This is a genomic window from Deferrivibrio essentukiensis (genome assembly GCF_020480685.1).
GTDB lineage: Bacteria > Chrysiogenota > Deferribacteres > Deferribacterales > Deferrivibrionaceae > Deferrivibrio > Deferrivibrio essentukiensis.
Window position 1 is genome coordinate 1 of the sequence record NZ_JAJAFU010000009.1, and the last position, 23,598, is coordinate 23,598.

A 23,598-nucleotide genomic window follows, 5' to 3' on the forward strand; every position below is an offset into this window, starting at 1 on the left:
TCATTTTCAATTACTACATCGGCAAAGCGAAAAGCTATTTTCCCATCGGGGTAATAAAAAGCACCTTTTTTATACTGTAACTCTGTATAACACATAAATTTTTCTACTTTTGAAGTTAAAGATATCTTTTTTAAGTCAATGTAAATTTCATCCCCGCTAACATCAATAAATCTATAAAATTCCCCATTTGAGCAGGCATTAGGTTGATACTTGCCAAAAATAATCCTCTTTTCAAAAATCTCTTTTGCAAAATCAAAACCGTAAAGCTCTTTACCCATTAAAACAAAATACACACTATCTTTATATCTTATTTTTTCAATATTTTTAAAATCACTGTTAAAATAATTTTTTAAAGTTTCCGTTAAAATAATATAACTTCCCGATTTAGAAATAAAACTTCCATCTGTCAAATTATCTTCAACAGTTAAATTATCCAAATTAATCCTTAACAGTGAGTTATCGCGCTGTAAATAAAAATTACCATTCTCAAAAACTGCATACTCCAAGTCAAACTTTTTTGAAGCATCCATTGTCTTATCAATCAAATTTACTGTTACAAAATTATTTTTATCATCTATCAAATATACCTTATCCTTATAAATATGCCCTTTTAATATTCTATTAAATAAATTACCTGAAAGATAAACAGACTTATCCAGATTTAGTATTTCAAAATACCTGTTTTCAAAAACTAATATTTTGTCCCCATAAGCCTCAATGCCCTTTTGCTTAGCATTTAAAGAAAATATCAAACCACAAGCCTGCAGGTCATAAATTTGGAAACTATTTTCATTTCTCACAGAAATAAACAAATCACTGATTTCAACTTTTTCAAATGCTTCATTTAATAATATTTCATAGCAATTTTCATAATTAGTCTGAATTTTATCATTTTTTAATATCGCTATCAGCCCTTTTTGAAAATCAAAATCACGAACGTTTTCAGCTATTTTTTTTGTATAAAAGCCCTTTTTAAAATGCACCGCCGAATTTAAAATAAGATTACTTTGCGGTATTTTTTTTTCAAAATCTTCAGGAGTTTCAACAGAAACTGTTTGGTAATCCATGATATTGGTAATTTTATATTTTGTATTATTTTGACGTTCAACTGTTACAGTCGCACAACCAACCAAGAACAATAAAGATACTAAAAAAAATATTCTCATCAGCTCGCTAAAATCCTTTTCGCATATAGCTAATTTATAAACAAATTACCTGCAAATTGATTTACAAAGCCGCTTAATTTTTCTTCGGCTACCCTTGCATATTTACACACAGCCATTTCAGACACCAATTTTTTACATTCGGTTGTATCTATTTGACTTATTAACAATTTGGCTTTTAGCAGCTGTGATGGACTCATGCTTAAATTTGTATATCCAAGACCTAACAAAATTGGGATATACATCGGGTCCCCTGCCATTTCTCCACAAACAGTTGCATCTATCTCAAATTTATTTGCACTTTCAATAATATTCCTCAAAAGTGTCAAAACTGCAGGATGAGACGGACGGTAAAGATAGGCAACATATTCATTATTTCTATCAATACCAAGAGTATATTGAATCAGGTCATTTGTGCCCACACTAAAAAAATCAACCTCCTGCGCAGCCAAATCGGATATAAGGGCAATAGATGGAAGCTCTACCATGATACCTATTTTTATATTTTCATTAAATTCAATGTTTTCTCTTTTTAATTCTTCTTTGGATTCTTCAAGGAGCTTTTTAGCCTTATCAATCTCTTCAAGCCCCGAAATCATTGGAAACATTATCCTCACATCCCCAAAGGCCGAAGCCCTCAATATAGCTCTCATCTGTTTTTTAAAGAATTCTTTAAATCTCAAGGAATAACGTATCGCTCTCAACCCCATTGCCGGATTACTTTCATCTGGATGAGGCAAAAGGTTTGATAATTTCTCTCCTCCCAAGTCAAAAGTACGCACTGTAAGTTGTTTTCCTTGAATTAATTCTACAGCCTCCTTTAAAATTTTAAATTGCTCATCTTCAGGCAAATCCCCCTTTTCAAGGTAAAAAAATTCAGTCCTGTAAAGCCCTACCCCTTGAGACCCATATTCTAATGCCAGGGGTATTTCATCATTAATTTCCACATTGGCAAGTAGATTAATTCCTACTCCGTCCTTTGTATAAACATCACTTTCCTTAAATTTATTTAAAGCCGATACAAAATTTAAATATCTCTCCTCTTTTTCCCTATATTTCCTCAAAGTTTCATCATCAGGGTCTACAATTACCTGTCCATTTATGCCATCAATAATTACTGTGTCACCGTCAGAAATACTATAGGTAGCATTCTCGATACCTACCACTGCAGGCACACCAAGAGCTCTTATAATTATAGATGTATGAGATACCTTGCTCCCCATATCAAGGGCAAAGCCTTTTACATTTTGTTTAAAAAGATGGGCTGCTTCATAAGGGGATAAATCATGCGCAATTACTATTAAATCTCTGTTTATATCGCATGCATACTGATACCCCTTGTCTACCATAAAGTTAAGTAATTTTTTTACTATATGTTTTATATCATTTTTACGTTCTTTCAGATATTCGTCATTAGACTTACCAAACATTTTCATAAGATTGCCGGAAACAACACTTAAAGCGTATTCGGCATTAACAAGATGCTCCCTTATATACTTTTCTGTTTCTCCAATAAGAGCCTCATCTTTTAAAAGCATCATATAAACATCAAAAATAAATTTATGGCTGCTTGAAAAATCATTTTCGGACATCTCTTTTATGGCAACCATATACTTTTCCGTTTCACTGACAGCATTTTTTAATTTCTGTACTTCATTTTCGACCTCAAACTCTTTAATGTTTCTCTTTTTTATATTAATCGTCCGTTTATCAAATATATACGCTCTACCAATAACTACACCATCAGAGATTTTAATCCCATTTAAAGTAATCATCTCTCTTCACCAAATTTGTTATTTATCAGTGTTACTAAATCAGCCAACGCTTCTTCTGCACCTTCTCCGCTTACATTTATTTTGATAAATGAGCCTTTTGGCGCAGCAAGCATCATTACCCCCATAATACTTTTCCCATTAACTTCCATTCCATCCTTTTCAACTTTCACCTCACACGGATATTTGCCTGCAACTTTTACAAAACTTGCAGCTGCTCTCGCATGAAGCCCAAGCTCATTAACAATTTGAACGGTTTGAGATTTAATATCAACAGAATTATTCATAACTACATACCCCTTACATAAACTATTAGTAACAATAAAATCAGTGCAACTATAAATGCCAAAGACACATCAAGCCTTTTAGCAAACAAAAATCCAAGTACAGCGAAAAAACTGACCAAACTTAGCAAATCTACATTAAAACCTATATTTATTTTAATCAGCATAGAAAGCAAAATTCCAAATCCAAAAACAGCAATAAGGTCCCCATATTTAGACCAACTATTAAACTTTATATAATTAAACCAACTTATCACCTCTTTACCAAGTTTAAAACCGGCATCAAAACCTATCCATAAGAAAAAGATATGAAAAATATTAAAGAAAACAAAATAAAAAATAAGGCCAACAACAGGCTCATATATGGCAAGAATTGCACTTAATACGAAAGACAAAGGTCTAAGTGTATGCCAGAAAAAGCTGTCACCAAGAGCAGCCAAAGCTGAACCATAAACCTTTTTAAAATAGTCAGGATCACCTTTGTTAAGATACTCCTTAAACCACATCCCAATAATAAAATTAATCATAAATGGGTGCGAATTGAAATAACCAAGCTGATTTCTTAAAGTTTCATTATCTATATTTATCTTATTTTTATTTGAAATCTCATCAACAAGATACTTATAACCTGTCCCCTGCATATTTGTAATATTTTGATTAGCAGTAAAGAATAAACTTTTAAGCAATATTAGCCCCTTTTTCATATTACAAACCACCCAATTATCGCTCCAGCGACAAAAACCAAATATTTGTATACGCTTTTAAAAGATAAAAACCTAATAAGATAGCCAGCTAAAAATATAATCATTATCAGAAAATACTGATTGGTTTCCCCAAAAATCCTCAAATCAAGTTCCAACTGATTTAACATAAAAAAAACTAACATAAATACAGCATTATAAATTATAACCCCTTTCAAAAATGATAACAAAAAGCTTCTGACTATAAGTCTTTTAGGGTCTAACAAATTCTTTTTCATAAAAGACTCATACATTGCCATATTAATTTTTCTCAATGAATATTCCAAAAAAGTAACCGGATAAACAAATAGAATTGCCAAAAATGCTGCCAATATAAAATCAGTCGGAGTGGTTAAAGCCTCAAAACCTATAAGCAAAGACATAATATATGCCATAAAAGTATCATCTTTTGGTATTTTAGTGCCAACAGGCACATCAACACTTCCATAAATTTCAATCATTATTCCGCATAAAAGGCACAAGTATAAATGGGAAGTAAGAAGCCCCACGACCAGAGAAACAATCAAAGGGCGCGAAAACATCATATGAAGGGCAGTACTTCTATCAGCAGAAATAAGCCCTGAAAAAAATATTATAAATGCCCACTTAGCCATTTTCCTCCAAAAGGTACAGAAAGTTTTTAATCTCTACCTCAGTTTCCCAAGGTAATTTTTTTATATGTATATCATATAGTTCCCTTAATTCGCTGAGCATTTTTATTTCATTCAAATCTAAAAATACGGTATCCGTTATCTCAATTTTATGTTCTCTTGATGCTACACAACCTACATTTATATAATAATCGGCGGTCAATATATTTTTCAATTCGTACAAGTCTTTCACCGACTCTACCAATATCATTGTCTTATTAGTTAATTTATATAAAAAATCAGCCGTAAAGTTACTTTTATTTAAAATATTCAAAGTACACTCGGGTGGAACAATACTTGAGTAAATCATCTTTTGCAAAGGGTCACCGGCAATTCGGTCATTTAACAGAACTAAATCTTTAAGTTTCAGATACTTAACCCACCCTTCTATTACCTGGCCATGTATTAATCTGTCATCTACTCTGAAAATAATCTTCCCAATACTCATTTTTTTAATAATTCTCCCGCAATGATAATACTATCTTTTGCTGTATTAGATGCAAATTTTGCAAGCTCCTGTGGGGATGCAACATCTTTTCTAATACTGAAAGCCTTTATTATCATTGGTAAATTCACACCTGTAACAACTTCTACATTTTTGTCATCCAGATATGCCATGGCAATATTTGAAGGGCTACCCCCAAACATATCCGTTAGGATTAAAAGACCATCATTTTGATATTTCTCTTTAAGTGAGTCCAACCTTGTAGCAAGTTCACTAAGTGATGACCCGCTCTGAACAGATAAAATGTCTACTTTGTCCTGCTTACCGATTATCATCTCTGCTGTCTTCAATAACTCCACGCCAAGTGAGCCGTGAGTTAAAATAATTATCCCAATCATTTCAGCTCCTGTTTATATCTCTGTGTTTTACATAAACTTTCTGCGATGTTTTTCTAAATATATAATCACCAATAAATTTTGCAATTGCAACTGACCTGTGTTTTCCACCTGTGCAACCAAAAGATACTGTCAAAAATTTTTTCCCTTCTTGAATAAAATTAGGGATTAGAAAGGTTAAAAGAGGTTTTATTTTCCTCAAAAACTCCTTTGTCCTTTTATCTGAAAATACATAACTAAAGACTTCATCATCCAAACCTGTCTTCCCTCTCAAATGTTCCTCAAAATGAGGATTTTTAAGAAATCTCACATCCAAAACTATATCCGATTCAGGTGGAACACCATACTTAAAACCGAATGATTGCACTGTAATATACATTGAGTTTGATGAGTCAATGAAATAGCTTTCAATCTGTCTGGACAACTCGTGCACATTCATATCTGAAGTATCAATAACAATATCAGCTATCTCTTTTATATCCTTTAGCATATCTTTTTCTTTTCTAATCGAGGCCACAAGGTCTTCCCCCATAGGGTGAGTCCGCCTGGTTTCTTTATACCTCTTTATCAAAGAATCTTCATCTGCATCAAGAAATATGACATCTGCCGCATACTTTGATTTTAGAATAGATATAATTTCGCCGACTTTTTTAATGTCCTTACTCCTTGAATCAAGCACAAGGGCAATCTTTTGCACCTCAACATTGAAATCAAAAAGCACCTGCACAAATTTGTCCATAATAAAAAGCGGCAAATTATCTATTGTATAATAGCCTAAGTCTTCCAATGCCTTTGCTGCTGTAGATTTCCCGGCACCGGAACAACCGGTCAAAATAACAAGCGATAAATTATACAATTACTCAACCCCCTGAGTCCTCATTACCTTTTTGATTTCAACTTTTCTGTTACTCTCTATTTTTTTAAGCAGCTTCTCTTCAAACTCCTTTGCCGCATCATATCCCATATACTTAAGCAAATGTTTTTTGGCTGCAGCCTCTACAATTACAGCCATATTTCTTCCAGGTGAAACAGGTAAAGTAATTAATGGTAATTTCAAGCCCAAAATATCATACCTTTGTTCATCAAGCCCAGTTCTATCATAATATTCGTCCTGCTTCCAATCTATAAAATTAACCACAAGCTCAACCCTTTTACGAAGTCTAATGGCATTGACACCATACATATCTTTTACATTTAATATCCCAAGCCCTCTGACCTCTAAATTATATTTTAAGAGGTCATTACTTGTCCCAACAAGGTAATCCTGCTTTCTGCTAATATGAACAGCATCGTCTGCTATAAGCCTGTGCCCCCTCTTAATAAGCTCAAGTGCACACTCACTTTTTCCTATTCCACTTCTCCCTATAACCAAAACACCAATCCCATGAACATCCATCAACACACCATGGACAATTATCTCAGGTGCAAGTCTGTCCTCAAGATATGAAGATATCCCGGAAATAGCCATTGAGCTTAATAGCCTTGTACGAAACAAAGGGATTTCAAATTCTTTAACTATTTCAATTAATATATGAGGAATTCTAAGATTTTTCGTAACTACAAAACACGCTATATCTTTTTCACACAATTTTCTGAGATTATTTAATGCCACACTTTCAGACAACCCTGAAAGATATGATATCTCTGTATTACCAAGTATTTGAACTCTACCAGAATGAATATGATCGGTATAACCCGCCAGTGCAAGCCCCGGTTTCTGGATTCGGTAATTTGTAAGTAATTTGGAGTGGATACTTTTTTTGCCGTAAATTAATTTAAGCTCCAAATCTTTGGCTTCCGGAAGCAATAATTCAGAAACTGGGACCTTTTCCATTACACTTTACTTTCCTCTTCGACCAATATTTTCAATACTTCTTCAGCATTTGTGGCATTAACAGCCCTATTTTTAAAATCAGTCAGTTTTGCAAGTCTTGATATTTTTGCCAATGTTTTTAAGTGCCCGGCTATATTTGATTCAGGTGACAAAACTACGAAAAAAACTTTCACAGGCAGCTTATCGGGAGCATCAAATAAAATACCATTTTTAGATATGGAAATGACTATACATGTGTTGTCAATATCCTTAAACTTTGCGTGGGGGATAGCAATCTCTTCCCCCACGGCAGTACTTCCTAATTTTTCCCTTTCAAGCAAAGAGTTATAAACTTCATCAAAATTCTTAATTTTCCCTCTTTCTACAAAAATCTCCGAAAATTTTTTAAAAATATCATCTTTTGTAAAATCACCATCAAGAAAAATTATATCATTTTTTTCTACTATTTCTGATATCACCATCAATCCTTCACCTATGGCTGAATTAAGCCTATATTTCCGTCATCCCTTCTGTAAACAACATTAACTTCAGAGTTTTTGGCATTTCTGAAAACAAAGAAATTTTTATTCAACAAATCCATTTGCATAACAGCCTCTTCAATATCCATAGGCTTAACAGGTATCTCTTTTGTAATAATTGAAACAGGTTTATCATCGAAGCTTTCACTTTCATAAACGTCCAACTTCAAAGGTACTTCAAACTTTTTATCAATGAGTTTTTTAGACTTCAGCTTCTCTTTATACTTAACAAGCTGTCTTTCTATTTTATCGATAGCCAAATCTATTGAAGCATATAAATCTTCTGACTTCTCGATACCTTTTAAAAATACTCCTTTAGCATTAACTAGAATTTCAGCCATGTGAACATTCTTTTGAACATCCAACACAACATGTACATCAACCACCTGGTCAAAATACTTCTTTACTTTTGAAACTTTTTTTTCAACATAACTTCTAATAGCATCCGTAAGCTCGACATTTTTTACTGTAATCTGAATATTCATACTACCTCCTCATTTTTTTTCTCACTGATGTACCTGGGATATTTAGCTCATCCCTATACTTTGCTACAGTCCTTCTAGCAATCTTTATACCTTTTTTTGACAAAATTTCCACAATTTTCTGGTCAGAGTAAGGCTCGTCTTTGGGTTCTTGTTCTATCAAATCATTTATCAAATCTTTTATTTTAGAAACACTTATCTCGCTTCCGTCGTGTCCAGAAAGCCCTTTCATAAAAAATGATTTAAGTTCAATAACACCGTATTTGCACATCGCATATTTATTTGATGTAACTCTACTTACAGTTGATTCATGAAGCCCCGTTTCATGAGCGATATCTTTCAACTTTAACGGCTTTATAAACTTTAACCCTTTATCCAAAAAATCCTTTTGATGTTTTATAAGAGCCTCTACGACCTTTAATATTGCCTTTTTCCTCTGATTCATGCTTTTTATAAACCAGATAGCGTTTTTTACCTTATCTTCAATAAACTCTCTTGAAGTAGAGTCAAGAGTGTCCCCTTTAAGCATTTTTATATAATAGCTGTTTAGCTTTATAGCCGGCACTTCATCTTCATTTAAAACAGCTTCATATTTACCGTCCTTTTCTAAAATATAAACATCAGGCACTACAAACTTTCCTTCAGAAGAAAATTTAAGCCCCGGTTTAGGGTCAGTCCTTTTTATAAAATCAATAATTTCTCCAACATACTCTTCACTAAGCCCCAACTTTTCTGCAACCATTTTATGATTGCCAAAAGCAATCTCCTCATAGCATTCTTTCAGGATAATTTCAGCTATTTCAATATCAATAGGGTCAACCCCCATGTGCTCCAATTGCTTTAGTAAACATTCCACTAAACTAACACTGCCAACCCCGGAAGGGTCAAATTCTCTAATCAAAGACAAAACTTTCAATACACTTTCTTCATCACCGTTAAAATAACTAACTATCTCACTTACGGAAATCGTAAGATATCCATTTTCATCAATATTGCCAATTATGTATTTGCCTATATCAAGTAAATAATCATCCAGTCCTAAAATATTCAACTGAAAAAGTAAATGCTCGTACAGATTTTCTTTCTTCCCTATGAATTTGTCAAAATTGACAGAATCTTCATCATCTGGAACATAAGACAAACTTTCTGAAATATCACTAAAATAATCCTGCCAGTCAACCTTTTGCAACTCCCTTAAAAACTCATCTGTATTTTTATCTTCCTTAACCTCTTGCACTTCAACTTCTTCAAGGACAGGGTTTTCTTCCAACACATTATTCAATTCGGTAATTAGCTCCATATATGGCATTTGCAAGATTTTTAATGATTGTTTCATCTGGGGGGTAATCAGAAGCTTTTGCCCTAATTTTGTCTCCAGATTTATTTTCATTTTATTCATTGCAAAGTAAACCCCTCGCCTAAATATCTGTTTACAACTTCCCGATGGTTGATTATATGCTCTTTATCCCCTTCTGCCAACACTTTCCCTTCAAATACGATATAACTTCTGTCAGTAATTTTCAATGTCTCTCTGACATTGTGGTCTGTAATTAGCACTCCTATCCCTCTCTTCTTAAGAGTAAAAACCATATTTTGTATATCGGTAACCGAAATAGGGTCAATACCGGCAAATGGCTCATCAAGTAAAATATATTTAGGATTGACCGCCAGACATCTGGCTATTTCAACCCTTCTCCTTTCACCCCCGCTGAGTGCATAACCGTAAGATTTCCTAACCTTTTCAAGCCCAAATTCGTCAATAAGTTCATTACACCGCTCTTTTATAGAATTTTTTGGATATTTTATTATCTGAAGTGCGGATAAAATATTCTCTTCAACAGTTAACTTTCTAAAAATGGAAGCCTCTTGAGGAAGATAACCTATCCCATATTTTGCCCTTTCATGTATCGGTAAATTTGTAATTTTTTTGTCATCCAAATAAACATCTCCGGAATCAGGGCGTACAATACCCACTACCATATAAAAAGTGGTAGTTTTCCCCGCTCCATTCGGACCAAGCAAGCCGACAATCTCACCTTCCCTAACTTTAAGACTCACCCCGTCAACAACATTTCTATCTTTATATCTTTTTATCAACTCATTAGTTCTTAGTTCCATTATCCTCACTCTCAGGAAAAAATATAATTTTAACTCTCGAGTTATCCCCTTTATTTACAATAACTCTATTCTCTTTATTGTAGATTATGACTTCATCCCCTTCTAAATAATTTTGCCCCTGCCATACTTTTACATTTTTCCTTAAAACAGCATTATCTAAGTCAACATTTATTTCCGCATATTCGGATAATGAATACAAGTCCCCTTTAGTTACCTGAACATTCCCCTCACTTAATATTCTATCAACTTTTTTATCTTTTTTAAAAAATACAGTCATATTGTCAGATTTTATTACGATATCTTCATAGTGAGCAACAACATTCCCTTTAAATACGGAAATATTACTATCACCTGAAAAAACAAGTGAATCAGATTCTACTTTAACAGAAGGCTTGTCAGCGCCAAAAGATACTCCAACAAAAATCATTAAAAGTGCCAATATAATTCTAATATTCATACTCTACCTCAACAGCCCCTTTAAACTCTACCGTATTTAGTTGCTTATTAAAATACACGCTTTCTGAATATACTTTAGAAGTATTTGAACTTATTTGCAAGTTGCCATTTGCAAAGCCGGTCTCATTATCAAAAAAATATACAAAATAACCTTCATCTCCACTTGCAAAAGAGTATTCGTTAAAATTACCTTTAATCTTATTAAACATTTCAAGCTTTACATTGTTATAAATTTTACATTTTAAAGATTTGGCTTTTAAGGTATTCCCTCTGTCCTGGAAAATTACAGAACAGTTATCCATATCTATAATTTTATAATTATCATATACATAGGCTTTATCAGTAGTAAGCTCATAAAAGCCGTCATCACCAATATTTTCTTTCAAAGTCATTTTCTTCAAAAGTAAGGTATTTTTTTCAACCTTCGGTAACGGGACTTTTTCCTCCCTGTTAAACACCAAAATCAGGATAATGGCAATTAAGCCAAATAAGATTTGAATATATTTTCCCACTGCCCATTTCTCATTAAAATCGCTTCAATAAAATCCCTGACAGCACCATTTCCACCACTAAATTTTGAAATAAAGTGAACATTTTCTTTAACATACTCCGGTGCATCATCAACTGTACCTGAAAATGCACATTCTTTTAAGATACTTAAGTCGTTAATGTCATCACCTATAAATGCTACTTCATCCGTTAAATTAATTTTTAATTCCTCACATAATTGCTTAAGGCAAGCAAGTTTATTATCCACCCCTGTAAAAATATGCTTGATCTCTAATTCATTTGCTCGAAGCTCAGTTACTTTTGATTTTCTTCCCGAAATAATTGCTATAACAATACCGGCCTTTTGAGCCATTTTAATCCCAAGGCCATCCCTTACGTGAAAATTTTTTGTTTCAGCTCCACTCTCATTATAAATAATCTTTCCATCAGTTAATACACCATCAACATCTAACACCAACAGCTTAATCATACTATTTTTGCCCTTAACAAGTCATGCAAGTGAATTATTCCATCAATTTTTTTATTTTCATCCACAATCAATAAAGAGGTAATAGAATTTTCTTCCATTATCTTCAATGCTTTGGCAGCAAGCTCATTTTTGGTGATCAATTTAGGGGAGTTAGAGCCAAGCTCTTCAACTTTTCTTTCAAATACATCTGTATATTTTTGCATACCACGCCTTAAGTCACCGTCAGTAATAATCCCCACAACGATTTTATTTTTATCTACGATGGCAGCACAGCCAAACCCTTTACTACTAATAATATACACAGCATCGGCAACCTTTGTCCCTATTTCGACTATAGGCACAAGGTCACCTTTATGATAAAGGTCTTCTACCCTTGTTAAAAGTTTTTTCCCCAAAGAGCCTGATGGGTGAAAAACAGCAAAATCCTCTTCTTTAAACCCTTTTCTTTCAAGAAGGGCTACAGCCAAAGCATCCCCTATTGCAAGAGCAACTGTAGTGCTTGCGGTAGGAGCAAGATTCAAAGGGCAAGCCTCTTTTTGGACACTTGCATCAATTACGCAATCACTCCTTTCGGCAAGAGTAGAGTTTAATCTCCCAACAATTGAAATAATCTTCACGCCAAACCTTCTAATAACCGGTAAAAGTGCAATAATCTCCTCCGTTTCTCCGCTATTTGAAATAGCCACCACAACATCTTCCGAGCGTATAATTCCAAGGTCACCATGGACACCTTCTGCAGGGTGTAAAAAAACAGCAGGCGTGCCGGTAGAGGAAAGTGTAGCAGCGATTTTTTTGCCTACCTGCCCTGATTTCCCCATACCTGTCACAACTACTTTACCTTTACAGTTTAACATCAAATCAACAGCAACTTCATATTCCTTACCAACCCTATTATAAACATCGTAAATAGAGTCAGCCTCAACTTTTAATGTTTTCTTTACAGACTCGATGATTTCCAATTTAAGCTCCCTATCGCATCTATATCATCCAAAATATTTTCAGTGGTCTTAAAATCAATCATGTTTGGTCCGTCACAAAGCGCAGTCTCAGGCTTTGGGTGAACTTCCATAAAAAACCCATCTACACCAAAAGCTGCAGCAGCTCTTGAAAGATAAGGGACAAACTCCCTCTGGCCAGACGAAGATTCTCCCGCCCCGCCGGGTAACTGAACAGAGTGAGTAGCATCAAAAACCACTTTAACACCTAACTCTTTCATAATCTTAAATGATCTAAAGTCTATAACAAGATTGTTATAACCAAAAGTGGTACCCCTTTCAGTAAGTATGATATCTTTTGCATTATAATATCTTAATTTTTCAACAACATTTTTCATATCCCAAGGAGCAAGAAACTGCCCTTTTTTTACATTAACAATTCTACCTGTTTCAGCAGCTGCCTTAAGCATATCAGTCTGCCTGCATAAAAATGCAGGGATTTGAATCATATCTGCCACTTCACCGGCTATAAAAGCTTCAGTTGGGGTATGTATATCAGTGACTATTTTAACTTTATACTTTTCTTTTACCTTCTTTAGAAATTCCACACCAGCCTTGATGCCTGGGCCTCGATAAGATTTTACGGAACTTCTATTTGCCTTATCATAGGAAGACTTAAAGTAAAAGTCATAGCCTCTTGCTTTTGCAATTCTCGACAAAAATTCACACGTATTAAATACTATTTCCTCACTTTCAAGGACACACGGACCGGCAAGCAAAATCACTTTTCACTCTCCTGAATACTACTTTTATCCTGACTAAACTTGTAAGCAGCATTTATAAATCCGCTAAAAAGTGGGTGTGGTTTTGTAGGCTTTGACTTAAATTCAGGGTGAAACTGACAACCGACAAACCACCTGTGAGACTTAAGCTCTATAATTTCAACCAAGTCTCTTTCTGGATTAACCCCCGAAATGATTAAACCGGCTTTAACCAACTCATCTCTAAATTTGTTATTAAACTCCAGTCTATGTCTGTGCCTTTCAAAAATTGTCTCCTCTTTATATGCACTGTAAGCTCTTGTACCCTCAGTCAACTTACATTCATAGGCACCCAACCTCATTGTACCGCCAAGCTTTTTAATCTTTTTCTGCTCTTCCATATAATCTATAACCGGATGCTCGGTCTTAGGGTTAAACTCTGTACTGTGTGCATCATCATATTTCAAAACATTCCTTGCAAACTCAATCACTGCACACTGCATACCGAGGCAGATACCAAAAAATGGGATATCTTTGTTTCTTGCAAAATTAACAGCTCTAATTTTACCTTCAACACCTCTCTCACCAAATCCACCCGGCACCAAAATACCGTCGACATCATCCAAAAACTTATCAGGATTTTGTGTTTCCAAATCTTCAGCATCAATCCATTTAATATTAACTTTTACTTTATTATCTATTCCACCATGAATTAATGATTCCGTCAAACTAATATAAGCATCTTTTAAACCTACATATTTTCCAACCACACCGATAGTTACCGTGTCTTCAGGGTTTTTAATCCTGTAAACAATCTCTTCCCACACAGACAAATCAAGCTCTCTCTCTTCTAAACCAAGTTTGTTTAGAATAAATCTGCCTGCACCTTCTTTGTTCATCAATAGCGGTACTTGATATATTGTCGAAGCATCTATAGCATTTATAACTGCATTTTTTGATACGTTGCAAAACAAGCCTATTTTTTTCCTAATACTATCATCAAGTGGATACTCTGACCTGCAAACAAGCATGTCCGGCTGAATACCTATCTCTCTTAACTCTTTTACAGAATGTTGAGTAGGCTTTGTTTTAAGCTCCCCTGCACTCTTAATGTATGGGACAAGGGTAACATGAAGATACAATACGTCGTTTTCGTCCAGATCAAACCTAATCTGTCTGATAGCTTCCAAGAAAGGTAAGCTCTCAATATCACCTACAGTACCACCTATTTCCACAATAACAATGTCATATTCTTCTGAAAGACTGTATATGCTGTTTTTTACCTCATCGGTTATATGAGGAATTACCTGAACCGTTCCACCGAGATAATCCCCTTTCCTCTCCTTTTCCAAGACCTTGTAGTATATTTTCCCAGCTGTAACATTACAATCTCTGGTAGTACTCGAATTTAGAAATCTTTCATAGTGACCAAGGTCAAGGTCGGTTTCTGCACCATCATCAGTAACATATACCTCTCCGTGCTGAAAGGGGCTCATCGTACCAGGATCAAGGTTTAGATACGGATCAAATTTTTTGATTATAACTTTGTAGCCTCTTGCTTCAAGCAATGTTCCTATTGATGCAGCTGTAATACCTTTTCCCAATGAGGATAAAACCCCGCCTGTAACAAATATAAATTTAGCCATTAATTCACCTTAAATTTATTTATTTTTATTTTTTATATACTCTTCAGCCAACCTAAGGTCGTCTTCCGTATCAACAGAAATCGGTTTATAATTTGTTTGCAATACTTTTATCTTAAAACCGTTTTCAAGTGCCCTTAACTGCTCTAATTTTTCAATATTTTCCAACCTTGTCTGCGGCATATCAACATATTTAAGTAAAAACCCCCTTTTAAAACCGTAAATGCCAATATGTTTATAGTAATCACATGCCTTTTTATCTCTATTGTAAGGGATTTTTGCCCTGGAAAAATATATCGCATTCATCTCTTCATCAAACACTACCTTTACTACATTGGGATTCTCAGCCTCTAAACCATCAATTTTTGTACAAGCTGTATTCATTAATACATCTTTATTGGACTGTAAATCATCAATAAGGGTGTTAATAAGTTCATACGGTATAAATGGCTCATCCCCCTGAACATTAATAATTATTTCATCATTTAAATACTTTGCAGCTTTTGCCACCCTGTCAGTTCCTGATTTTATATCCGGACTACTCATCGTAACTTCTAAACCTTCAACTTTTTCACATACTTCAAGAATTTCTTTGCTATCAGTAACTACTATGACCCTATCTGCCTTACTCTTCATACATTCGGTGGCAACCCTCACTATCATAGGAATACCATCAATCTTCTTTAAAGGCTTTCCCGGCAGCCTTTCAGAAGCAAATCTTGCGGGGATAATAACTGCACTCATAATCTTCCTTCTTAAACATTTTTTATCATACTAACTGACATAGCGTATTCTTTACAGTGTGATATACTCACTTGTATATTTTCCTTAAGCTCGCCGTTTATATAAATCTTTAAAGCACCAAACTCATCAGGCAAAATAGAAATACCTCCAAAAGATAGATTACCTCTAATGCCCGTTTTAAGAGCTTTTGAAATGGCTTCCTTAGCTGAAAATCTCCCGGCCAAAAACTCAACCTTATTACTTCTTTTTAAAAAAATTTCAAGCTCTTCTTTGGAAAGTATCCGCCTGACAAACTTATCTCCATAAGTTTCATAACTTTTCCTGATTCTGCTTAGCTCTATTATATCGCAGCCTAACATTTTAACGTGCTATTTATAATACTTTTCATTTGGCTGACAGCCTCTTTTAGACCTACAAAAATACTTCTGCCTATTATAGAATGCCCGATATTGACTTCATAAAGCATAGGAATTTTAACAATATCTCTCACATTGATATAATTTAAACCATGACCTGCACTAACTTTAAACCCTTTATCTATGGCATGTGCAGCTGCAACCTTCAAACGTTTAAGCTCCATTTTCTGCTCTTCACCCTTTGTATCGGCATATCTACCGGTATGCAGCTCAATAACCTTTGCCCCTGTTTCAAAAGCTTTGTCTATCTGTTTTGTATCAGGGTCAATAAAAATACTTACCTCAATACCTGCTTCTGATAATCTTTTTACTGTAGAAGCAACTAAATCAAAATTTTGAATCACATCAAGCCCACCTTCAGTAGTCACCTCTTCCCTTTTTTCAGGGACAAGTGTACACATGTCAGGTTTGACATCAAGAGCAACTTCAATAATTTCATTTACACAAGCCATTTCAAGATTAAGCCTTGTCTTTGCAACTTCCTTAATAAGATAGACATCCCTATCTTGAATATGACGTCTGTCTTCCCTCAAATGAATTGTAATACCATCAGCTCCGCCAAGCTCAGCCAACGTTACCGCATAAACAGGATCAGGCTCATTGATTCTCCTTGCTTGTCTAACAGTAGCTACATGATCAATATTAACTCCAAGCTTAACCAACTCTGCCTCCTGAAAATTTCATTTTTATTTATCATTCTTATTAATTTCATCTAAAGCAATCTGTATAACTTCGTCACAATAAGCTGTTATTATTTTTTCATCTTCACCTTCAGCCATGACTCTGAGTTTATTCTCAGTCCCTGAATATCTTACAAATATGCGACCCTGCCCTTCCAATTTTTCTTCAATGGATCTAATTTTTTGCACCGTTTTTGTCATTTCATTCAAAGGTCTTTTATACGGTACCTCAACATTTTTTAATACCTGTGGGTATAAAGATATAAACGATTTCAGTTCACTTAAAGGTTTACCTGTTTTAACCAAAATTTTTAATAACTGCAAAGCACTTATCAGACCATCCCCAGTAGTATTATAATCTGAGAAAATAATATGCCCCGATTGTTCACCACCTAAATTATAACCACCTTTAATCATGTCCTCCAGAACATATCTATCCCCTACCTGACTTCTTAATACATTAATCCCTTCTCTTTTAAGGGAGTTTTCAAAACCGATATTACTCATTACCGTTGCAACCAAAGTGTTTTTATTAAGAATTCCTTCAGCTTTCATATCCTTTGCACAAATACCAAGAATAAAATCTCCATCAACAAGTTCGCCATTTTCATCGCAAAAAATTACTCTATCCGCATCTCCGTCAAAAGATATACCCACATCCGCTTTCACATCTTTAACTGTCTGACAAAGCTGCTCAGGGTAAACAGCACCACAATTTTCGTTAATATTCTTACCGCTTGGTCTGTCATTTATAACTACAACATCCGCCCCCAATTCACTGATTGCCATTGGAGCAACCTTATAAGCAGCTCCATTTGCACAATCAAGTACAATTTTCAGGCCTTTCAAATCATATCTTTTATCAAACGATGCTTTGGCATATTCCACATACCTGCCAATAGCGGTTTCTATTCTGTAAGCTTTCCCCACATCCTCAGAACTTGCACATTCAAGATTCTCATCCAAAAGCTGCTCTAATTTAAATTCCAAATCATCTGGAAGCTTATATCCTTCTGATGAGAAAAATTTTATCCCGTTATCATAATACGGATTGTGAGAAGCAGATATCACTACACCGGCATCCGCTCTTAAGCTTCTTGTAATAAATGCAATTGCCGGGGTAGGTAAAACACCGACAATTATTGCATCCACACCCATTGAACAAATACCCGACACTATTGCATTTTCAAACATATACCCTGATATTCTTGTATCTTTACCGATGACGATTTTATGTTTTTTACTGCCATTTTTAAATACTTTTGCCGCTGCCATCCCAAGCTTTAATGCAAATTCAGCAGTCATTGGAAAAACGTTAGCTTTTCCTCTTACACCATCAGTTCCAAAATACTTTCTCATCTATCCACCTTTACTCTTACTTTATCAGGATTAATAGATACTACCTCTATGTCATCTTTTAAAAGCTTATCTACCTTTAAAAGATATTTCCCCGGCTTATCTACCTTAGAAACATCCACATATAGCTCTAAAAGTTTTTTTGCATTGTCTGAATTTAGTCTGTCAGATCTGCCTTTAAGTTTTACATTTATCTCCTTGTCAATAATTTCATACTTAAAGTCAGGATTAGCTCCTCTGAAATTTATAACAAAATCATTGAAACTATATTCCACAATATCTTCGGAAAACTTTACTATCGCATCAATCTGCGTATTTTCAACGACACTAACACCGTCAGGCAACTTCAATCCGACACTATAAATTAAAGTCTCATATCTTGAAGACAAATTAATGGGCAGTGTGTCAACAAAATCAAGTTTCGATAATATTCTCTTAGCACCCTGCAATTTAACTGAGTCAGGAATCATATTAACACTCGACACCTTGTACCCTTTTAAAGGCTCACCTATAAAAGTAGGGTTAACTTTTACACTCTTGGTAATTACTTCGTCTACCAAGAAAACGGCTTCAGAAGGCACAATTTCTACAACAATTATCCCAGCCGGCACTTTGACTTCGCTAAGCTTTATTCTGTATTTTATCTCACCCACATTGAAGTTTGACGCATCAATACTTATTTTTATATCGTTGTATGACATATTCTTAAGTGAAAAGTTAGGCCCCCTTAAAACAACATTTACAAGACCTGTTTTATTTATGGCTACCAGGCTACTGTCAAGATTTTCTATCTTTATAGGTACAGTAAAACTTACCTCCGTATAATCTGAAGTGGCTATAAAAAACCATAGACCGATAGCCAAAATAACACTTGTAATTTTAAGTAAAAGATTATTAGTCACTTACTTTCCCTTTTTTACTATTACTTTTATACATATTTACAATATCAAATAATGAAGATTTCAGCAATTCTGCATCAAGCTCACTTGAAATTTTACCCTTGTAAGTCAATGAAATAGTACCTCTTTCTTCACTGACCACAATACATATAGCATCGGTTTCCTCGGTAATGCCAAGGGCTGCCCTGTGTCTTGTACCAAACTTTTTATCAATATTCTCTTTCTTGGTTAAAGGTAAAATGGAACCAGCAAATTTTAGCTTCCCTTCCGAGATAATAACGGCACCATCATGCAGCGGAGAATACGGAATAAATATGCTCACAAGCAAATCCTTTGTAACCAAAGAATCTATAAGCGTACCTGCCTGAATGTAGTGCTCCAGCTTTGTCTCATTTTCCAAAACAATTAAAGCACCTATCTGCCTGTTTGCAAGTATGGTTGCTGCTTTTGTAATTTCATCAATAATTTTTTCATAACTTACCACACCTGTACCAAAAACCTTTGTATCGCCTATAAATGCCAAAGCTCTTCTTATTTCAGGTTGAAACAGCACAATAATCGTCAAAAACAGGTAACCAGAAAGATTGCTCATTACCCAGCTGGTTGTCTTTAGTCCCACATATTTTGAAATAAGTGATAAAATGATTATTACAACAATCCCGAATATCATGTTGAAGGCTCTCGTCCCTTTAATGAGGATAAGAGCTTTATAAATAATAAAGCTGATTATTGCGATATCTATAACATCAACAATGGAGAACGATTTTAATATTTCAACCATTAATATTCACCTTTTTATAAAAATCGACAACAGTAAGTATTTTGCTCAAGCTCTCCACGTCATGCGTCCTAATAATATCTGCACCATTTACAACACTAATTGCCTCAAGTGCCTTAGATGTCAAATCCCTTTCGCCAGCCCTACTTCCATCTACCTTACCTATCAAAGATTTTCTTGACAAGCCAATCAACAAAGGGAAGCCAAGCTTTTCAAACTCACTAAGATATTTAATTATAACATAATTATCTTCCAATGATTTCCCAAAACCTATACCCGGATCAATTATTATTTTATTCTCGTCGATTCCCATTTTTAAAGCGTAATCTATACGGTCATACAAAAAGTATTTTATCTCTTCAAGCATATTTACATAGTCAGTATTTTCTTGCATATCTTTTGGTCTCCCTTTGATATGCATAATACAGACAGCAGCTCCAAAATCAGCACAAACTCTTGCCATATCAGCATCAAATGTAAGTCCGCTGATATCATTTATCAAGTGAGCCCCTTTATTAAGAGCATATTCTGCAACCTTTGATTTTGTAGTATCAACAGAGATTACCCTATCAGTCAGCTCCAATGCCCTTTCAAGTGGGTAAGAAATTCTGTCTTTCTCCTCACTATCAGTAATCTCAACAGCTCCAGGCCTTGTCGACTCACCGCCGATATCTATAATATCCGAATACTTGTTTAAAAATGTAAGCCGCTCATCAATCCTTTCCTTTGAAAGATACTCCCCTCCGTCACTAAAAGAGTCAGGAGTGGCATTTAATATACCCATAACAACAGTCTTTGATAATTCAATCTTTTTATCTCTTGCCAAAAAATAATTTTTCCTATTTTCAGACATAAAATAAATAATATCTTCTGCCAATTTTTCCAAACCGAAAGGCTGAAGCTTAAGCCGATTTACAAGCCTTGCTACTCCATTTATGTTTCCCAAAATTAAAATATCTGTCTTCTCTTTTGCCCCTGATACTGTGCCTCTGGATACTACAGCATCAATACCACTTGCAATTGCTTCTTGCTTAATAATATTTGCCTGAGCATAGCTTATATTTTTAAGCTTTATATTGATATTGACCCCTTTTTCCCACATCTTCAGGGCATATGGGTCAGCACCTATCTTTTTAATTTCATATATCAGCCTGTCTTTCTCTGGACTAATCTGCTGTAACATCTTCCTTCTTTTCAACTTCTTCGCTAACTTCAGCACCATTTATAATTAAATCAATATCTTTGCCATCAATAGTCTCTTTTGCCAACAACAACTTAGATACAGCATGAAGCACATCCAAATGTTCTTCCAAAATCTTATAAGCTCTTCTATAGCTTGTTGTTACAATAGCTTTTACCTCTTCATCTATCATTACTGCAGTCTTTTCACTAAAATTTTTGTGAGTTGACAATTCTTTTCCTAAAAATATCGCTTCATCCTTCTTTCCGAAAGCAAGTGGCCCCAACTTTTCACTCATACCCCAAGAACAAACCATATTCCTTGCTATATCCGTAGCCCTTTCTATATCATTCGCTGCACCTGTCGTATATCTATTAAAAATCAATACTTCAGCTGCTCTGCCACCCATCAATACAGCCAACCTTCCCTCAAGATATTCTTTTGTATACATATATTTATCATCCTTAGGCAATTGCTGGGTAACACCAAGCGCCATACCTCTTGGAATAATACTCACCTTGTGAACAGGGTCACTGCCAGGGATAAATTTTGCTACAATGGCATGACCAGCCTCATGATAAGCAGTATTCTCCTTCTCCTCCTCGGAGATAACCATACTCCTTCTCTCTTTCCCCATCATTACCTTGTCTTTGGCCTCTTCAAATTCTGCCATACCAACTTTATCTTTATTTTTTCTTGCCGCAAGGAGCGCTGCTTCATTTACAAGGTTTGCAAGCTCAGCACCTGCAAATCCCGGCGTCCCTTTTGCTATTACTTCCAAATCAACATCATCTGCCAGCGGTGTCTTAGAAGCATGAACTTTTAATATTTCAAATCTACCCTTAAAGTCTGGCCTTGGAACTACTACTTGTCTGTCAAATCTTCCTGGCCTTAAAAGAGCAGGGTCTAACACGTCAGGCCTGTTAGTAGCTGCTATGAGAATTACCCCTTCAGCCGACTCAAAACCATCCATTTCAACAAGAAGCTGATTCAATGTCTGCTCTCTTTCATCATGGCCTCCGCCAAGTCCTGCACCTCTATGTCTACCTACCGCATCAATTTCATCTATAAAAATTATACATGGAGCATTCTTTTTACCTTGTTCGAATAAATCTCTTACCCTTGAAGCTCCAACACCGACAAACATTTCAACGAAATCAGAACCACTTATCGTAAAAAAGGGAACACCAGCCTCCCCTGCTACCGCTTTTGCAAGAAGTGTTTTACCTGTCCCCGGAGGGCCAACTAAAAGGACACCTTTTGGAATCTTTCCACCCAACTTTTGGAATTTGTGAGGATCTTTTAAAAACTCTATTATCTCTTCAAGCTCTTCTTTAGCCTCTTCAACCCCTGCAACATCTTTGAAAGTAACTTTATGTTGATCCTGAGTTAAAAGTTTAGCCTTACTTTTGCCAAAACTAAACGCTTTTCCGCTTCCTCCCTGCATCTGCCTCATAAAGAAAATCCATATTCCTATCAGAAGAATCATCGGAAGCCATGAAATCAAAATCTGTAAATACCAAGGGTTTTGTTCAGGTGGCTTGACAAATATTTGAACATTATGCTCTCTCAACATTTTGACAAGTTCGTTATCATCTGGAGCAAATGTTTCAAATTGTTCGCCATTTTGAAATGTCCCTGTTATAAGCTTATCTTTTATAAGGACTGTCTGCACCTGGTCAGTAGCTACTTTATTAATAAAATCCGAATAAGATATTTTTTGTCTTACCCCTTGGCCTGCATCAAAAAAATTAAACATTACTACCATTAGTAATGCTATTACAAACCATAAAGAAATGTTTTTATAAAAATTGTTCTTCATTATTCCTCCTAATTATCTTCACTAATAATTAATTTGTATATTTCAGGCAAATTTCTATATCTGTTATTAAAATCAAGCCCATAGCCTACAACAAATTCATCCGGTATTTCAAAAGCAGAATAATCCGGATTAATCGGAGCTACCCTTCTTGACGGTTTATCCAAAAGAGTACAAATACTGATAGATTTTGGTTTTCTTACCGACAGAAGCTTTTTCAAGTAATTTAAGGTCAAACCTGTATCAACAATATCTTCCACTAAAATCAAATTTTTACCCTCAAGCGGTCTGTCTATATCACACATTAAACGAACAACACCACTTGTGGTAGTCTTCTCCCCTACGTAGCTTGAAACACTTATAAAACTAATTTCAACATCGAGATCTATATTCTTAGACAAATCACTAAGAAACATCCAGGCACCTTTCAATACACCAACAAGTAACACCTTCTCACCCTTAAAGTCTCTGGTAATTTTCTCACCTAACTCCTTTACCTTAACTGCTATATCTTCCTTTTTTATAAAAGGTTCCAAAACATGCTTGTCCAT

General features: G+C 34.9%; 28 protein-coding genes. All 28 read right to left on the minus strand.

Annotation, left to right across the window (positions count from 1 at the left end):
• Positions 1–1,166, minus strand: a 1,166-nt coding sequence (locus LF845_RS05870) for a hypothetical protein (protein ID WP_242820074.1), incomplete at its 3' end; no start/stop codon positions are given.
• 29 nt (positions 1,167–1,195) lie between these two features.
• Positions 1,196–2,938: a phosphoenolpyruvate--protein phosphotransferase gene (gene ptsP / locus LF845_RS05875; protein WP_242820075.1), complete on the minus strand. Its 1,743-nt coding sequence runs from the start codon at positions 2,936–2,938 to the stop codon at positions 1,196–1,198.
• Positions 2,935–3,222 (minus strand): HPr family phosphocarrier protein, encoded by a 288-nt coding sequence (locus LF845_RS05880; RefSeq protein WP_242820076.1) that lies wholly within the window; start codon positions 3,220–3,222, stop codon positions 2,935–2,937. Before LF845_RS05880 ends, ptsP begins: the two co-directional genes overlap by 4 nt.
• A gap of 2 nt (positions 3,223–3,224) precedes the next feature.
• Positions 3,225–3,923, minus strand: a complete 699-nt coding sequence (locus tag LF845_RS05885) for a PTS system mannose/fructose/sorbose family transporter subunit IID (protein ID WP_242820077.1) — start codon at positions 3,921–3,923, stop codon at positions 3,225–3,227.
• The gene (locus LF845_RS05890; protein ID WP_242820078.1) at positions 3,920–4,573 is read right to left on the minus strand and encodes a PTS sugar transporter subunit IIC; all 654 of its coding nucleotides are present in this window, start codon (positions 4,571–4,573) and stop codon (positions 3,920–3,922) included. The genes LF845_RS05885 and LF845_RS05890 overlap by 4 nt, the downstream gene beginning before the upstream one ends.
• Positions 4,566–5,057, minus strand: coding sequence for a PTS sugar transporter subunit IIB (locus tag LF845_RS05895; RefSeq protein ID WP_242820079.1), 492 nt, complete (start codon positions 5,055–5,057; stop codon positions 4,566–4,568). The genes LF845_RS05890 and LF845_RS05895 overlap by 8 nt, the downstream gene beginning before the upstream one ends.
• Positions 5,054–5,452, minus strand: a complete 399-nt coding sequence (locus tag LF845_RS05900; protein ID WP_242820080.1) for a PTS sugar transporter subunit IIA — start codon at positions 5,450–5,452, stop codon at positions 5,054–5,056. The genes LF845_RS05895 and LF845_RS05900 overlap by 4 nt, the downstream gene beginning before the upstream one ends.
• Position 5,453: 1 nt before the next feature.
• Positions 5,454–6,305 (minus strand): RNase adapter RapZ, encoded by an 852-nt coding sequence (rapZ, locus tag LF845_RS05905; protein WP_242820081.1) that lies wholly within the window; start codon positions 6,303–6,305, stop codon positions 5,454–5,456.
• Complete coding sequence (gene hprK / locus LF845_RS05910) at positions 6,306–7,283, minus strand: HPr(Ser) kinase/phosphatase (RefSeq protein WP_242820082.1); 978 nt, start codon at positions 7,281–7,283, stop codon at positions 6,306–6,308.
• Positions 7,283–7,744, minus strand: coding sequence for a PTS sugar transporter subunit IIA (locus LF845_RS05915; protein ID WP_242820083.1), 462 nt, complete (start codon positions 7,742–7,744; stop codon positions 7,283–7,285). The genes hprK and LF845_RS05915 overlap by 1 nt, the downstream gene beginning before the upstream one ends.
• 11 nt (positions 7,745–7,755) lie before the next feature.
• The gene (gene hpf / locus LF845_RS05920) at positions 7,756–8,286 is read right to left on the minus strand and encodes a ribosome hibernation-promoting factor, HPF/YfiA family (RefSeq protein WP_242820084.1); all 531 of its coding nucleotides are present in this window, start codon (positions 8,284–8,286) and stop codon (positions 7,756–7,758) included.
• 1 nt (position 8,287) lies between these two features.
• Positions 8,288–9,682: an RNA polymerase factor sigma-54 gene (rpoN, locus tag LF845_RS05925; RefSeq protein ID WP_242820085.1), complete on the minus strand. Its 1,395-nt coding sequence runs from the start codon at positions 9,680–9,682 to the stop codon at positions 8,288–8,290.
• Entirely contained in the window at positions 9,679–10,401 is a 723-nt protein-coding gene (gene lptB / locus LF845_RS05930; protein ID WP_242820086.1) for an LPS export ABC transporter ATP-binding protein, read from the minus strand. Before lptB ends, rpoN begins: the two co-directional genes overlap by 4 nt.
• Positions 10,385–10,858: an LptA/OstA family protein gene (locus tag LF845_RS05935; RefSeq protein ID WP_242820087.1), complete on the minus strand. Its 474-nt coding sequence runs from the start codon at positions 10,856–10,858 to the stop codon at positions 10,385–10,387. Before LF845_RS05935 ends, lptB begins: the two co-directional genes overlap by 17 nt.
• Positions 10,848–11,315 carry a hypothetical protein gene (locus tag LF845_RS05940; RefSeq protein WP_242820088.1) on the minus strand — a complete coding sequence of 156 codons (468 nt, stop codon included), beginning with the start codon at positions 11,313–11,315 and terminating at the stop codon, positions 10,848–10,850. The genes LF845_RS05935 and LF845_RS05940 overlap by 11 nt, the downstream gene beginning before the upstream one ends.
• Before the next feature lie 20 nt (positions 11,316–11,335).
• Positions 11,336–11,836 (minus strand): KdsC family phosphatase, encoded by a 501-nt coding sequence (locus LF845_RS05945; protein WP_242820089.1) that lies wholly within the window; start codon positions 11,834–11,836, stop codon positions 11,336–11,338.
• Complete coding sequence (locus tag LF845_RS05950) at positions 11,833–12,795, minus strand: KpsF/GutQ family sugar-phosphate isomerase (RefSeq protein WP_242820090.1); 963 nt, start codon at positions 12,793–12,795, stop codon at positions 11,833–11,835. The genes LF845_RS05945 and LF845_RS05950 overlap by 4 nt, the downstream gene beginning before the upstream one ends.
• A complete protein-coding gene (kdsA, locus tag LF845_RS05955; protein WP_242820091.1) occupies positions 12,774–13,556 on the minus strand; it encodes a 3-deoxy-8-phosphooctulonate synthase in 783 nt (260 codons plus the stop codon). The genes LF845_RS05950 and kdsA overlap by 22 nt, the downstream gene beginning before the upstream one ends.
• Positions 13,553–15,178 (minus strand): CTP synthase, encoded by a 1,626-nt coding sequence (locus tag LF845_RS05960; RefSeq protein WP_242820092.1) that lies wholly within the window; start codon positions 15,176–15,178, stop codon positions 13,553–13,555. The genes kdsA and LF845_RS05960 overlap by 4 nt, the downstream gene beginning before the upstream one ends.
• A gap of 15 nt (positions 15,179–15,193) precedes the next feature.
• Positions 15,194–15,919: a 3-deoxy-manno-octulosonate cytidylyltransferase gene (gene kdsB / locus LF845_RS05965; protein WP_242820093.1), complete on the minus strand. Its 726-nt coding sequence runs from the start codon at positions 15,917–15,919 to the stop codon at positions 15,194–15,196.
• An 11-nt stretch (positions 15,920–15,930) separates the two neighbouring features.
• Positions 15,931–16,278 carry a holo-ACP synthase gene (acpS, locus tag LF845_RS05970; RefSeq protein WP_242820094.1) on the minus strand — a complete coding sequence of 116 codons (348 nt, stop codon included), beginning with the start codon at positions 16,276–16,278 and terminating at the stop codon, positions 15,931–15,933.
• Positions 16,272–16,997 (minus strand): pyridoxine 5'-phosphate synthase, encoded by a 726-nt coding sequence (locus tag LF845_RS05975; protein ID WP_242820095.1) that lies wholly within the window; start codon positions 16,995–16,997, stop codon positions 16,272–16,274. The genes acpS and LF845_RS05975 overlap by 7 nt, the downstream gene beginning before the upstream one ends.
• Positions 16,998–17,021: 24 nt before the next feature.
• The gene (glmM, locus tag LF845_RS05980; protein ID WP_242820096.1) at positions 17,022–18,374 is read right to left on the minus strand and encodes a phosphoglucosamine mutase; all 1,353 of its coding nucleotides are present in this window, start codon (positions 18,372–18,374) and stop codon (positions 17,022–17,024) included.
• Positions 18,371–19,273 (minus strand): CdaR family protein, encoded by a 903-nt coding sequence (locus LF845_RS05985; RefSeq protein ID WP_242820097.1) that lies wholly within the window; start codon positions 19,271–19,273, stop codon positions 18,371–18,373. The genes glmM and LF845_RS05985 overlap by 4 nt, the downstream gene beginning before the upstream one ends.
• Entirely contained in the window at positions 19,266–20,051 is a 786-nt protein-coding gene (gene cdaA, locus LF845_RS05990; RefSeq protein WP_242820098.1) for a diadenylate cyclase CdaA, read from the minus strand. The genes LF845_RS05985 and cdaA overlap by 8 nt, the downstream gene beginning before the upstream one ends.
• The gene (folP, locus tag LF845_RS05995) at positions 20,044–21,231 is read right to left on the minus strand and encodes a dihydropteroate synthase (protein WP_242820099.1); all 1,188 of its coding nucleotides are present in this window, start codon (positions 21,229–21,231) and stop codon (positions 20,044–20,046) included. The genes cdaA and folP overlap by 8 nt, the downstream gene beginning before the upstream one ends.
• On the minus strand, positions 21,215–23,050 hold the full coding sequence (gene ftsH / locus LF845_RS06000) for an ATP-dependent zinc metalloprotease FtsH (RefSeq protein WP_242820100.1): 1,836 nt from the start codon (positions 23,048–23,050) through the stop codon (positions 21,215–21,217). Before ftsH ends, folP begins: the two co-directional genes overlap by 17 nt.
• Positions 23,051–23,058: 8 nt before the next feature.
• The gene (hpt, locus tag LF845_RS06005) at positions 23,059–23,598 is read right to left on the minus strand and encodes a hypoxanthine phosphoribosyltransferase (protein WP_242820101.1); all 540 of its coding nucleotides are present in this window, start codon (positions 23,596–23,598) and stop codon (positions 23,059–23,061) included.